This is a genomic window from Pseudomonas helvetica (assembly GCF_039908645.1).
Taxonomy (GTDB): Bacteria; Pseudomonadota; Gammaproteobacteria; order Pseudomonadales; family Pseudomonadaceae; genus Aquipseudomonas; species Aquipseudomonas helvetica.
Genome location: NZ_CP150917.1, coordinates 1,906,343 through 1,918,780, shown reverse-complemented (window position 1 = coordinate 1,918,780; position 12,438 = coordinate 1,906,343). Strand labels below are relative to the sequence as shown.

The window sequence follows — 12,438 nt, the reverse complement described above, 5'->3', positions numbered from 1 at the left end:
GGATATGTACACCTGCAAGAGATTGGTCGGCTGTCAGGCCGCCATCGCGGGCAAGCCCGGCTCCCACAGGGGATGGGGGTATATCTGAAAGAGACGGGTCGGCTGCCAGGCCGTCATCGCGAGCAAGCTCAGCTCCTACAGAGGATGGGGATATATCTGAAAGAGACGGGTCGGCTGTCAGGCCGCCATCGCAGGCAAGCCAACCCGCACAATTTTGATCAGCGTAAGCCGGTCAGGAATCCCGCCGCAGATCCGGAGGAATCGGCAATTCATCCTTAAGCGGATCCGGACGCTTACCCTTGCCCGCACGGTACTGACGGATCTGATAAACGTAAGCCAACACCTGAGCAACCGCCAAATAGAGCCCACCAGGAATTTCCTGATCAAGCTCGGTGGAATAGTAAATCGAACGCGCCAGAGCCGGCGACTCAAGCAGCAAGACCTCATTAGCCACCGCGATCTCGCGGATCTTCAGCGCCAGGAAGTCGCTGCCCTTGGCCACCAGCATCGGCGCCCCACCCTTCTCCGGATCGTACTTGAGCGCCACCGCGTAGTGGGTCGGGTTGGTAATGACCACATCGGCCTCAGGAATGGCCGCCATCATCCGCCGCTGGGACATCTCGCGCTGCAACTGGCGAATTCGCTGCTTGACCTCGGGGCGACCTTCCTGATCCTTGTGCTCGTCGCGCACTTCCTGCTTGGTCATCAGCAGTTTTTTGTGACTCTGGTAAAGCTGAACCGGCACATCGACCGCCGCGATCAGAATCAACCCGCACGCCATCCACAAGGTGCTCCAGCCCACCAGCTGCACACTGTGAATAATCGCCTGCTCCAGCGGCTCATGGGCGATTCGCAACAAATCGTCGATGTCCGAGCGCAGCACGCTCAGCGCGACGAACAGCACCAGCAGGAATTTTGCCAGAGCCTTGAGCAGCTCGATCAGCGCCGTGGACGAAAACATCCGCTTGAGGCCGTTGGCCGGGTTCATTCGACTGAACTTGGGTGCCAGGCTACTGCCGGCGAACAGCCAGCCGCCCAGGGAAATCGGGCCGACGATCGCCGCCAGCAACAAGGTCAGCAGCACCGGTTGCACCGCGATAATCGCGATCTTGCCCGACTTCAGCAAATACAGGCCCATGGCGTCCGGAGTCAGCACCACTTCACGCGGCAGGGAGAAGTTCAGGCGCATGATTTCCAGCAGGTCCAGCGCCAGACCGCCGCCGTAGATCAGCAATCCGCCCGCACCGGCCAGCATCACCGCCAGAGTATTGAGCTCTTTGGAGCGCGCGATCTCGCCCTTTTCACGGGAGTCCTTCTTGCGCTTGTCCGTGGGGTCTTCTGTCTTGTCCTGACCGCTCTCGCTTTCAGCCATGACTCAGCGCGCCTGTGCCATATCACGCAACAACTGCAAGGCCTCGGTGGCCAGCGGTTGATACTGGTTGAGAATGTCCCCCAGGCTGACCCAGAAAATCACCAGGCCCAGCACCAGGGTCAGCGGAAAACCGATAGAGAAGATATTCAGTTGCGGCGCCGCGCGAGTCATGACCCCGAAGGCAATGTTGACCACCAGCAGCGCGGTGATTGCCGGCAATACCAGCAGCATCGCCGCCCCCAGCACCCAGCCCATCTTGCCGGCCATTTCCCAGAAATGATTGACCAGCATGCCACTGCCCACCGGCAGGGTCGTGAAGCTTTCCGTGAGGACTTCAAACACCACCAGATGGCCATTCATCCCCAGAAACAGCAACGTCACCAGCATCGTCAAGAACTGCCCGATGACGGCCGCCGACACGCCGTTGGTGGGGTCGACCATGGACGCGAAGCCCATGCCCATCTGGATCGAAACAATCTGCCCGGCCACCACGAACGCCTGAAAGAACAACTGCAAGGAAAACCCCAGCAGCGCGCCAATCAGTATCTGTTCGGCAATCAGCAGCAGACCGCTCAAGTCCAGCGGATTGACCTGCGGCATCGGCGGCAGGCCCGGCGTGATAACCACCGTTATCGCCAGCGCGAAGTACAACCGAATACGCTTGGGCACCAGGGTCGTGCCGAAGACCGGCATGGTCGTCAGCACCGCGCCAACCCGAAATAGCGGCAGCATGAAGCTGGCCACCCAGGTACTGATTTGCGCATCGGTCAGCGCCAGCAATGACATGGTTTAGCCGATCAACTGCGGAATGCTGGTGTACAAGCGCAGGATGTATTCCATGAACGTTTGTATCAGCCACGGACCGGCAACGATCAGTGTGATCAGCATCACCAGCAAACGCGGGAGGAAGCTCAGGGTCTGTTCGTTGATCTGCGTGGCCGCCTGAAACATCGCGACCAGCAGGCCCACCAGCAAACTCGGAACGACCAATATGGCGACCATCATGGTGGTCAGCCAAAGCGCCTCACGGAACAGGTCTACCGCAACTTCAGGAGTCATATCGCCCTACCCGCCCACTTATGCCTAAACACCGCCGAAACTGCTCGCCAGCGTACCGATGATCAACGCCCAGCCATCCACCAGCACAAACAGCATGATCTTGAACGGCAGCGAAATGATCAGCGGCGAGAGCATCATCATGCCCATGGCCATCAGCACACTGGCAACGACCAGGTCGATGATCAGGAACGGAATGAAGATCATGAAGCCAATCTGGAATGCGGTTTTCAATTCCGAGGTCACGAAGGCCGGCACCAGAATGGTCAGCGGCGCCTGATCCGGCGTTGCGATGTCGGTGCGCTTGGACAGGCGCATGAACAACTCAAGATCGCTGCTACGGGTCTGCGCCAGCATGAAGTCCTTGATTGGCACTTGCGCCTTGACCACTGCATCCTGAGCCGTAAGTTTTTCGGCCAGATACGGCTGCAAGGCATCCTGATTCACCCGATCAAAGACCGGCGCCATGATGAACAGGGTCAGAAACAGCGCCATGCCGGTGAGAATCTGGTTCGATGGTGTCTGCTGCAAGCCCAGGGCCTGACGCAGGATCGAGAACACAATGATGATCCGGGTGAAACTGGTCATCAGCATGACGAACGCCGGGATGAAGCTCAGCGCGGTCATGATCAGCAGGATTTGCAGGCTGACCGAGTACTCCTGAGCGCCATTGGCGTTCGTGCCCAGGGTGATCGCCGGAATCGACAACGGGTCGGCGGCGAACGCCAACGGCGCGGCCAGCATCAGGACCAGTGTCAACAGGATGCGCAACGGCATTACTTCTTATCCTTATCTTTACCCAGCAACTCCATCAGGCGCTGGGCAAACTCGGGGGTCGCCTGCTCGGTGCTCGGCACTTGCACCGGTTCCTTGAGCACATGCAACGGGGTAATGGTGCCCGGGGTCAGCCCAAGCAGAATCTGCTCGTTACCGACTTGCACCAGCACCAGGCGATCACGCGGCCCGAGGGCGCGCGAGCCGATCAGCTCAATCACTTGCCCTTTGCCGGCAGGACCCGCCTGCTGAACACGGCGCAACAACCAGGCGAGGAAGAAGATCAGGCCCAGCACCAGCAGCAAACCCAGCACCAGCTGAGTCAACTGCCCGGCCACGCCGCTGCCGACCGCAGGTGTCGCGACCGCCGCTACCGGTTCCGCCGCCCACGCACTGAGCGGCAAGGCCAGCAATACGCCGAGAAACGCCTTCACTCAGCGCAGCTTCTTGATGCGTTCGCTTGGGCTGATCACGTCGGTCAGGCGGATGCCGAACTTCTCGTTGACCACCACCACTTCGCCGTGAGCGATGAGCGTGCCATTGACCAGCACGTCCAGCGGTTCGCCGGCCAGACGGTCAAGTTCGATCACCGAGCCCTGGTTGAGCTGCAGCAGGTTACGAATGTTGATATCGGTGCTGCCGACTTCCATGGAAATCGACACCGGGATGTCCAGAATCACGTCCAGGTTAGGACCGTCGAGGGTCACTGGCTCGTGGTTCTTCGGCACGCTGCCGAACTCTTCCATTGCCAGACGACTGGAGGACGAGGAACTCGCCGCATCGGCGGCCAGCAAGGCGTCAATATCGTCCTGCCCGGCATCACCCGTTTCTTCGAGCGCCGCAGCCCATTCATCGGCCAGCGCCTGGTCGTCCTGGGTATTCATTTCGTCAGCCATCATTTGTCCTCAGCGGGCAACCAATCAATTGGAAACCGTCAATTAAAAGCGAATGTGTGCGAACGCAGATCAGCGTCGCTCGATCGGCTCGATCACTTGCAACGCCAGGTTGCCCTTGTGGGAGCCCATCTTGACCTTGAAGGCCGGCACGCCGTTGGCGCGCATGATCATCTCTTCCGGCATCTCGACCGGGATCACATCCCCAGGCTGCATGTGCAGGATGTCCCGCAGGCGCAACTGGCGACGGGCAACCGTGGCACCGATCGGCACGTCGACATCCAGCACGTCCTGACGCAGGGCGTTGACCCAACGCTCGTCCTGATCGTCGAGGTCCGACTGGAAGCCGGCATCGAGCATTTCGCGGACCGGCTCGATCATCGAGTACGGCATGGTCACGTGCAGGTCACCACCGCCGCCGTCGAGTTCGATGTGGAAGGTCGAGACCACCACCGCTTCGCTCGGCCCGACGATGTTGGCCATGGCCGGGTTCACTTCCGAGTTGATGTACTCGAAATTGACTTCCATGATCGCTTGCCAGGCTTCTTTCAAATCAACGAAGGCCTGCTCCAGCACCATGCGCACGACGCGCAATTCGGTTGGGGTGAATTCACGGCCTTCGATCTTGGCGTGACGACCGTCACCGCCGAAGAAGTTGTCTACCAGCTTGAACACCAGCTTGGCGTCGAGGATGAACAACGCGGTACCGCGCAACGGCTTGATCTTGACCAGGTTGAGGCTGGTCGGTACGTACAGCGAGTGCACGTATTCGCCGAACTTCATCACCTGCACGCCACCGACAGCGACGTCCGCCGAACGCCGCAGCATGTTGAACATGCTGATGCGCGTGTAACGGGCAAACCGCTCGTTGATCATTTCCAGGGTCGGCATGCGTCCACGGACGATGCGATCCTGACTGGTCAGGTCATAGCTTTTAACGCTTCCGGGTTCAGCAGCGTTGTCGGTCTGTACCAGACCATCGTCGACACCATGCAACAGCGCATCGATCTCATCCTGGGACAGCAGGTCCTGCACGGCCATGTCGTGTTCCTACTGCAGTACGAAATTGGTAAACAGCAACTGGTCGATAACGACTTTGCCGACTTCTTTCTGCGCGACTTCCTGCACACTGGCAGTGGCTTTCTGGCGCAGCATTTCCTGACCGACCGGAGTCGCCAGGGTGTCGAAACTCTGCGCGGAAAACAGCATGACCAGGTTGTTGCGAATCACCGGCATATGCACTTTCAGCGCATCCAGATCGGCCTGGTTACGCGCCTGCAGGGTAATGCTCACCTGCATGTAGCGCTGACGGCCATTCTGGTTGTAGTTGGCCACGAAGGCCGGAGCCATGGGTTCGTAAATCGCCGCAGGCTTGGCATTACTGGCGGTTTCGGCTGCAGGCGCAGGCTTGCTCTGAGCGCTGTGCATGAAGTACCAGGTCGCCCCCACGGACAGACCGATCGCCAGCAGCACGGCCAGCACAATCACGAGAATAAGCTTGAGTTTGCCTTTCCCGGCAGGGTCTTTCACTGCTGCTTCGCTCTTCGCCATGCCAATAATCCGTCACTATTCGAGTTTTCACAGGTGCACGGCAAGGCAAGAGCAAGTGTTATGCCAGAAGTGTCAGGAGGGGGAATGGTGTAGCGGTCGGCTAATGCCGATATCAAAAGATCGCAGCCTTCGGCAGCTCCTACAAAGGCGGGGCGTAGGAGCTGCCGAAGGCTGCGATCTGTTCGGGTTGCTGCAACTCGTCAGGCGTAGTAATCGACTGCGCTGGAGCCGATGACGCTGGTCGTGCTGGCGGCCGCTTCAGCCACGCTTGCCGGCAGCTCTTCATCCGCCGAGCCCAGACGACCTCCGCTGGCAGTCGCGCCTGCGCCCTGGCCTTGCTGGGCCTGCTGCTGCCCTTGCCCTTGCCAGCCGCGGGACTGGTCGGACACGTTGACATCGACTTGCCCCATGCCTTGCTGGGCAAACATGTCGCGCAGACGATGCATCTGGCTGTCCAGCGCCTCACGCACCCCAACGTGAGCACTCATGAAGGTCACTTGAGTCTGCTGGTCGGGAACCATGTTCACCCGAATATCCAGGCGACCCAATTCCGCTGGCTGAAGCTGAATATCAGCCGCCTTGAGGTTGGCACTCGACAAATACATGACCCGATTGACCACTTCCTCGGTCCAACCGCTCTGATGCATGGCGATCGGCTGATTCACCGGCAACGCATTCGCGGTCTTGGGCGTGGCGGCCTGGGTCAGCGCCGCCAGGCGATTGGCAAAATCGTCAACGCGCGTGTCACTGGTCGCCGATTTCAGGTCCTTGAGCCCGTCGTCGATCAAACCGCTGAAGGACTTTTCGCCCCCCTGGCTGGTGCTGTCCTTGCTGGCTTGCACGTCAAGCATGCTCGCCATGCCATTGGCAAAGTTCTGCGCCGCGGTGGGCTCGCTATCGGCCTGATCCGGCGTCGCTTTGGTCGGGGACTGGCTGGAGGCCGACACGTGACCACTTTGCTCAAGTGCCAGGCGCACGGCCGGCATCGCGTCCAAAGGATCGGCTGTAGGATCGAACGAAGGATCAGTCGCAGCCACAGGCTGGGCCGGTGCAGGCGTCACTGTCGCCGCAAGAGCCGGATCGACCTGAGGCTGGGTCTGAACCTGAGCGACCACTGGCGGAGTTTGTGGATCGGGTACCGGCGCTGGCGCTTGAGCCGGTTGCACCGCCTGCGCCAATGCCGGATCGAGAGTTGGGTCAAGCGGAGCGCTATCAGCCACCGGAGCATCCTTGGCCACTGCAGAATCGCTGGCACCGCTTGTGTCGCTAGCAGCCTTGTCGCTGGTATCCGCCGGTTTGTCGGCGGGCAAGGATTTGCCGCTATCGGCAACTTTCGCCTCTGGCGCGGCAGACTTGTTGTCAGGCGCCACTTTTTTGCCGGTGCTGTCCGCCACTTTGTCGCGCACGTTTTTACCGGCCCCGTCAGCACTGGACGCCGGGGTAGCTTGCGCCTGTTTGGCGTAGACCTGAGAAAAGCTGGCGGCCTTATCCCGGGGCTCCGCAGGCGCTGCCGGCGCATTGACAGGCACGCTGGCAGACACGGACTGAGTCTTGGCCTGCGAGGCGGCCTGAAGAAGCGAATTCGGGGCGAGGGGCATAACGGTCTCCGCTGCACTGGGATCGTAGGTACAGTTGAGAAACAAAGCTGCAAGGGTCGAGCCAGGTTTGCTCAGGTGCTGGAAAAACCTGCAACGTGGGTGCTTTCAACAATGAAAACGCTGGCGCTCTTCACTGTACAAGCGTCGGACGATGGCAAATTCGCCGTCGATTTCGCCGACCAGCTCTTCAATTCCCGCAAGGCTTTTTTGTTTCGCTCGCTGCTCCAGCTCATTGCACAGTTCAGCCAGGCGCGTAGCCCCCATGTTGCTGCTGCTGCCCTTGAAGCTGTGGGCGGCACTGAGCAACTGGTCGGGGTCCTGAGTTTCGCGAAGTTGGGTCAAACGTGTTTCGGAGTCCTGAAGGAAAGTATCCAGAAGTATCGGGTACTCATCCTCCATGACTTCTTGCAGCGCACTCAGTACGTCGTGATCCAGATGAATGTCAGTCACTTGTTCGCTCCTTGATCAAGAATGCGCGGATTATGCCTGAGCCTCCCAGGAAAACTCCACGCGGGCACGTCGGCCATTGTCCGACCAACTGGCGCTGTGACTCAACTGACGAATCAGACTCACACCGCGACCCGACAAGCGGCCGCTGTCGACAGGTCGAGTCATGACCCGCTCTACGTCGAACCCTGCACCACTGTCTTCGACTTCCACCACCAGACAGCCTCCCGCACCTTGCGGCGACAGCTGCATATGCACCCGCAGGTAGCCATCCTCAAGCGCCTCCAGACGCGCATTGCGCTGCTCGTAATACCGCGCAAACCCGGAGGCATCGCGCTTGATACTCGAATCCAGGCCCAGTACACCATGCTCCAGTGCATTGGAATAGAGCTCGGCCAGCACACTGTAAAGCGCCCCGCTTTGCGCCCGCAACCCATGCACCTCAAGCAACAATTGCATCATATAAGGCAACGGATTGAAGCGCCTGAGCGAGTCTGCACGAAACTCAAAACTCACCGACCAATCCAGCGGGCAAGACACACTGCTGTCGGAATACACCATGGCCGGCGGCGTGAGTTGCGAGGCTTCGAGCAGGCGAACCTCGAGCATGCTGACATCGTCACGCGCCTCGCCACGGAAATCCCGCAGCGCCTGTTCGATCTCCTCGAACAATCGGTCTGGCTGGCGATTGTCGGCAAACACCTGCTGCAACCGCTCGACACCAAATAACTGGTCGTTGGCATCACAGGTATCGATCACGCCGTCCGACAACAGGAATACCCGGTCGCCGAGGGCCATCGGCAACACCTCGGTGTGATCATCAAAGGCTTGCGCACTCAACACGCCCAGCGGCAGATGCCGCGCCGGCAATACGGTGCGCTTGTCGTTGGCGATATCATGCAGATAACCATCCGGCATACCGCCGTTCCAGACCTCCACCGAACGACGCTGAAAACTCAGGCACAACAGGGTCGCGCAACAGAACATATCCACCGGCAGGATACGCTTGAGCTTGGCGTTCATCTCGCACAGCATTTCCGACAGGCCGTAACCCTTGGCGGTCATACCGTAGAACACTTCCGCCAGCGGCATGGCGCCGACTGCTGCCGGCAGGCCATGACCGGTGAAATCCCCCAACAGCACATGCATGTCACCGGCAGGCGTATATGCCGCCAGCAACAGATCGCCGTTGAATAGTGCATAAGGGGATTGTGAATAACGGATATTGGGAGCGCTCAGGCAGCCGGAGTGAGCGACCTTGTCGAATACCGCCTTGGCCACCCGCTGCTCATTGAGCAGGTACTCATGGTGCCTGGCGATCAGATCGCGCTGCTCCAGGACCGTCGCCTGCAGGCGCCGCAAACGATCCATCGCCTTGATCTTGGCGCTGAGGATCACCTGGTTATAAGGTTTTGCCAGAAAGTCGTCGCCACCCGCCTCCAGGCAACGCGCCAAGGCTTCGCTTTCCGTCAGCGAGGTCAGGAAGATGATCGGCACCAGCGTTTCGCCAGCCAGCAGCTTGATCTGTCGCGCCGCTTCGAAACCGTCCATCACCGGCATCATCGCGTCCATCAACACCAGTTGCGGACGCTGCTGCTGGTACAGCTCAACCGCCTCGGCGCCGTTGGCCGCAGCCAACACCTCATGCCCCTGACGACGGACGATACTCGACAGCAACAAGCGATCGGCCGCGCTGTCTTCTGCGATCAGCACGGTCAGCGGCTCGGGCAGCGTCGACATGACGGTCAACTGATGTCGAACAGCTTGTCGAAGTTGGAGATGGCGAGGATTTTCTTCACATCGGAACTGCTGTTGACCACGCGAATATCGGAATTATCTCCGCCGGCGTGATCACGCAACAGCAGCAACATACCCAACGCCGAGCTGTCGAGGTAGGTCGCGTCCTTCAAGTCGACCACCACCGAGTTTGGCATTTGCCCGTCGGGGCGCTCGTAGGACTCGCGAAACTCCTGATGCTTGGCGAAATCGAACCGCCCCTTGACCGAAATCGTGAGTTTTTGCCCATCCGGCGATACTTCTGTAACGACTGACATGCTGCGGCTTCCCTGTCATTGGCAACGTGTAGAAGGTTTAGCACTTGCCGGGAGCATGAGCAAGGTCAAAAGATCGCTCAATACGGGTCGTGGCGCGGCAAACGCTGGGAAAGCTCATCGAGCAGTTTCTGCTCACGCCGGTCTTCGAGTTGGCGAGCCTCATCAATGTAACGCTGCACCAGCTTGCGCAGCCCTTCAACCCGGGCAAACGCCTGCTGCCAGGTGTCACGTGCCTTGTTCAGGTTGTTCTGGTGCCAGGCCAGGCTTTGGCGCTGCTGATCGATCGCGGTGCCGAGTTGCGCGAGAAAGCCCTGATACCCCAGCAACCATTGCCCCGAGACGCCACTGCTGCCGCGTACGATCCATTGTTCCTGGTACTCGAGGCGGAAGCTTTCGAGGTCGGCGAGCTTGCTTTCGGCCAATCGCACCTGGCCCTGAAAGTGCCCCAGGCGCTGGGCAGCGGTCTTTTCAGCCTTTTCAGCCATATCGACCACGGGCGCCAGGCGCGCCGACCGGCTCTGGGCCATGAGGTGTTAGCCGCCAGCCGCCGGGGCAAAGATCGAGGCAAGGTATGCCTCGCTCTCGCCCAGGTTGATGCTGTCGTTCAGGCCCTGACGCAAGTACTTGGCCAACTGCGGCTGCAACGAGATCGCCAGATCGGTTTCCCGGTCGCCGCCCGCTACATAGGCGCCGACGCTGATCAGGTCGCGGCTTTGCTGATAACGCGACCAGAGCTGCTTGAAGTACTGCGCACGGGTCATGTGGTCTGGGCTGACCACCGATGGCATGACCCGACTGATGGACGCTTCAATGTCGATCGCCGGGTAATGCCCCTCTTCCGCCAAGCGACGCGACAGGACGATGTGCCCGTCGAGTACGCCTCGAGCGGCATCGGCGATCGGATCCTGCTGGTCGTCACCTTCGGACAACACCGTATAAAATGCGGTGATCGAACCGCCGCCCGCCTCGGCATTACCGGCACGCTCCACCAGTTTCGGCAGTTTGGCGAATACCGATGGCGGATAACCCTTGGTCGCCGGTGGCTCACCGATGGCCAGGGCGATTTCCCGTTGCGCCTGAGCAAAACGGGTCAGCGAATCCATCAGCAACAGGACGTTCTTGCCCTTGTCGCGGAAATACTCGGCGATTCGCGTGCAGTACATCGCGGCGCGCAGACGCATCAGCGGCGCATCGTCCGCAGGCGACGCCACCACCACGGAACGCTTGAGCCCCTCCTCACCGAGGATGTGCTCGATGAATTCCTTGACCTCGCGACCCCGCTCGCCGATCAGCCCGACCACGATGATGTCGGCTTCGGTGAAGCGGGTCATCATGCCCAGCAACACACTCTTGCCGACGCCGGTGCCGGCGAAGAGGCCGAGGCGCTGACCGCGACCGACCGTCAATAATCCGTTGATGGAGCGAATACCCACGTCCAGCGGCTGGCTGATGGGGTCGCGCTTGAGCGGGTTGATGGTGGGACCATCCATCGGCACCCAGTCTTCGGCTTTCATTCCGCCCTTGCCGTCCAGCGCACGGCCGGCGCCATCCAGTACCCGCCCGAGCATGCTCATGCCCATCGGCAAGCGCCCGGCATCGGCCAAGGGCACCACCCTGGCGCCCGGGGCGATGCCGGCGACACTGCCGACCGGCATCAGAAACACCTTGTTGCCAGAGAAACCCATGACTTCGGCTTCGACCTGTACCGGGTGATAACTGTCGTCGTTGATCACCATGCAACGGCTGCCCATGGCGGCGCGCAGGCCCTCGGCTTCAAGCGTCAGGCCGACCATGCGCAGCAAGCGTCCTTCGAGGATCGGTTGGCCGGGCAACTCGGTGGCCTGTGCATAAGTGCTCAGGCGCTTGCCGAAGCTGGTGCGATCAAGGCGCATCAGCGATTTCCGGCTCTGGCTCAAGTGCTGCGGCAGACGGCTTTTCGCTGACGGGTAGCTCCAGCGTCAAATCCGCCTCGGCCGGATGCAGCGCCTGATCGTGCAATTGATCGAACAGCTTGGCCATGATCTGCGTGATACGGGTTTCTACGGTCGCGTCGATACGGCTGTGCTCGGTCTCGACCCGGCATCCGCCCGGCAACATGGCTTCGTCTTCGACGATGCGCCAGGTCTCCTCATGGCGCTCACGCAATGCCTTGACCTGCTCGAAGTCCTGCGGGTTGATGTACAGACGCACATTCCCGACGCCTAGCGGCAGCAATTTCAGGGCTTCGCGCATGACGTGTTCGATTTGCGTCGAGTCGATGGCCAGCTCGCGCTGAATCACCTGCCTGGCAACGTGCTGGACCAGCCCGACCAGAGATTTCTCGATCTGCGTATCTTGCTCGGCAATTGGTTCGAACAGATTGCCCATCAGCAATTCAAGGCTGGCGAGCTTTGCGCTCAGGGCCACGTCAGCTTCCTGACGAACCTTGAGCGTGGTGCTGTGAAAACCTTCTCGCTCACCGGTAGCGAAGCCTTCGTTGTAGGCTTCCTGACGAATGCTTTCGAGCTCTTCGAGGGTCAGTGGCTGGACTTCCTCCAGCGGCACTTCTTCCATCTCCGGCGGCTCGGGCTCAGGCTCGGGTTCAGGCTCCGGGACGTGCGGGTCGAAGCTGGGCAACGACCAGGTATCAAAACCGCGAACATCACGCGCACGAATCAGGTCGGTGGGCGACTCATCACTCTTGGATGCCATGG

15 protein-coding genes are annotated in these 12,438 nt (G+C 60.2%); all 15 read right to left on the bottom strand.

The window, feature by feature from the left end:
* Nucleotides 1-232 precede the first annotated feature (232 nt).
* The 15 genes from flhB to fliH all read right to left on the bottom strand — a co-directional run bounded on the left by flhB (nucleotide 233) and on the right by fliH (nucleotide 12,436).
* Nucleotides 233-1,372: a flagellar biosynthesis protein FlhB gene (gene flhB / locus AABM55_RS08675; protein ID WP_347929338.1), complete on the bottom strand. Its 1,140-nt coding sequence runs from the start codon at nucleotides 1,370-1,372 to the stop codon at nucleotides 233-235.
* Between the two features lie 3 nt (nucleotides 1,373-1,375).
* Nucleotides 1,376-2,158 (bottom strand): flagellar biosynthetic protein FliR, encoded by a 783-nt coding sequence (gene fliR / locus AABM55_RS08670; protein ID WP_054596296.1) that lies wholly within the window; start codon nucleotides 2,156-2,158, stop codon nucleotides 1,376-1,378.
* Between the two features lie 3 nt (nucleotides 2,159-2,161).
* Nucleotides 2,162-2,431 (bottom strand): flagellar biosynthesis protein FliQ, encoded by a 270-nt coding sequence (gene fliQ, locus AABM55_RS08665; protein WP_054596295.1) that lies wholly within the window; start codon nucleotides 2,429-2,431, stop codon nucleotides 2,162-2,164.
* Nucleotides 2,432-2,455: 24 nt separating this feature from the next.
* Nucleotides 2,456-3,205, bottom strand: coding sequence for a flagellar type III secretion system pore protein FliP (gene fliP, locus AABM55_RS08660; protein ID WP_347929337.1), 750 nt, complete (start codon nucleotides 3,203-3,205; stop codon nucleotides 2,456-2,458).
* A complete protein-coding gene (gene fliO / locus AABM55_RS08655) occupies nucleotides 3,205-3,636 on the bottom strand; it encodes a flagellar biosynthetic protein FliO (RefSeq protein ID WP_103315621.1) in 432 nt (143 codons plus the stop codon). The genes fliP and fliO overlap by 1 nt, the downstream gene beginning before the upstream one ends.
* A complete protein-coding gene (gene fliN, locus AABM55_RS08650) occupies nucleotides 3,637-4,098 on the bottom strand; it encodes a flagellar motor switch protein FliN (protein ID WP_054598271.1) in 462 nt (153 codons plus the stop codon).
* 69 nt (nucleotides 4,099-4,167) lie between these two features.
* Nucleotides 4,168-5,136 carry a flagellar motor switch protein FliM gene (fliM, locus tag AABM55_RS08645; RefSeq protein ID WP_010456950.1) on the bottom strand — a complete coding sequence of 323 codons (969 nt, stop codon included), beginning with the start codon at nucleotides 5,134-5,136 and terminating at the stop codon, nucleotides 4,168-4,170.
* Nucleotides 5,137-5,145: 9 nt separating this feature from the next.
* Nucleotides 5,146-5,646, bottom strand: coding sequence for a flagellar basal body-associated protein FliL (gene fliL, locus AABM55_RS08640; RefSeq protein ID WP_054596291.1), 501 nt, complete (start codon nucleotides 5,644-5,646; stop codon nucleotides 5,146-5,148).
* A 200-nt stretch (nucleotides 5,647-5,846) separates the two neighbouring features.
* Nucleotides 5,847-7,244, bottom strand: coding sequence for a flagellar hook-length control protein FliK (locus tag AABM55_RS08635; protein ID WP_347929336.1), 1,398 nt, complete (start codon nucleotides 7,242-7,244; stop codon nucleotides 5,847-5,849).
* A 105-nt stretch (nucleotides 7,245-7,349) separates the two neighbouring features.
* The gene (locus AABM55_RS08630; RefSeq protein ID WP_054596289.1) at nucleotides 7,350-7,694 is read right to left on the bottom strand and encodes an Hpt domain-containing protein; all 345 of its coding nucleotides are present in this window, start codon (nucleotides 7,692-7,694) and stop codon (nucleotides 7,350-7,352) included.
* Between the two features lie 30 nt (nucleotides 7,695-7,724).
* The gene (locus tag AABM55_RS08625; RefSeq protein ID WP_347929335.1) at nucleotides 7,725-9,431 is read right to left on the bottom strand and encodes a fused response regulator/phosphatase; all 1,707 of its coding nucleotides are present in this window, start codon (nucleotides 9,429-9,431) and stop codon (nucleotides 7,725-7,727) included.
* 5 nt (nucleotides 9,432-9,436) lie between these two features.
* Entirely contained in the window at nucleotides 9,437-9,745 is a 309-nt protein-coding gene (locus AABM55_RS08620; protein WP_103315616.1) for an STAS domain-containing protein, read from the bottom strand.
* 77 nt (nucleotides 9,746-9,822) lie between these two features.
* Nucleotides 9,823-10,272: a flagellar export protein FliJ gene (fliJ, locus tag AABM55_RS08615; protein ID WP_054596287.1), complete on the bottom strand. Its 450-nt coding sequence runs from the start codon at nucleotides 10,270-10,272 to the stop codon at nucleotides 9,823-9,825.
* A gap of 6 nt (nucleotides 10,273-10,278) precedes the next feature.
* Entirely contained in the window at nucleotides 10,279-11,637 is a 1,359-nt protein-coding gene (gene fliI / locus AABM55_RS08610) for a flagellar protein export ATPase FliI (protein ID WP_347929334.1), read from the bottom strand.
* Complete coding sequence (gene fliH / locus AABM55_RS08605; protein ID WP_347929333.1) at nucleotides 11,627-12,436, bottom strand: flagellar assembly protein FliH; 810 nt, start codon at nucleotides 12,434-12,436, stop codon at nucleotides 11,627-11,629. Before fliH ends, fliI begins: the two co-directional genes overlap by 11 nt.
* Nucleotides 12,437-12,438: the final 2 nt, after the last annotated feature.

Excerpts from the sequence above, each read along its gene's own strand:
- flhB (WP_347929338.1), bottom strand. The coding sequence starts at position 1,372 with ATGGCTGAAAGCGAGAGCGGTCAGGACAAGACAGAAGACCCCACGGAC.
- fliR (WP_054596296.1), bottom strand. The coding sequence starts at position 2,158 with ATGTCATTGCTGGCGCTGACCGATGCGCAAATCAGTACCTGGGTGGCC.
- fliQ (WP_054596295.1), bottom strand. The coding sequence starts at position 2,431 with ATGACTCCTGAAGTTGCGGTAGACCTGTTCCGTGAGGCGCTTTGGCTG.
- fliP (WP_347929337.1), bottom strand. The coding sequence starts at position 3,205 with ATGCCGTTGCGCATCCTGTTGACACTGGTCCTGATGCTGGCCGCGCCG.
- fliN (WP_054598271.1), bottom strand. The coding sequence starts at position 4,098 with ATGGCTGACGAAATGAATACCCAGGACGACCAGGCGCTGGCCGATGAA.
- fliM (WP_010456950.1), bottom strand. The coding sequence starts at position 5,136 with ATGGCCGTGCAGGACCTGCTGTCCCAGGATGAGATCGATGCGCTGTTG.
- fliL (WP_054596291.1), bottom strand. The coding sequence starts at position 5,646 with ATGGCGAAGAGCGAAGCAGCAGTGAAAGACCCTGCCGGGAAAGGCAAA.
- AABM55_RS08635 (WP_347929336.1), bottom strand. The coding sequence starts at position 7,244 with ATGCCCCTCGCCCCGAATTCGCTTCTTCAGGCCGCCTCGCAGGCCAAG.
- AABM55_RS08625 (WP_347929335.1), bottom strand. The coding sequence starts at position 9,431 with ATGTCGACGCTGCCCGAGCCGCTGACCGTGCTGATCGCAGAAGACAGC.
- AABM55_RS08620 (WP_103315616.1), bottom strand. The coding sequence starts at position 9,745 with ATGTCAGTCGTTACAGAAGTATCGCCGGATGGGCAAAAACTCACGATT.
- fliJ (WP_054596287.1), bottom strand. The coding sequence starts at position 10,272 with ATGGCCCAGAGCCGGTCGGCGCGCCTGGCGCCCGTGGTCGATATGGCT.
- fliI (WP_347929334.1), bottom strand. The coding sequence starts at position 11,637 with ATGCGCCTTGATCGCACCAGCTTCGGCAAGCGCCTGAGCACTTATGCA.
- fliH (WP_347929333.1), bottom strand. The coding sequence starts at position 12,436 with ATGGCATCCAAGAGTGATGAGTCGCCCACCGACCTGATTCGTGCGCGT.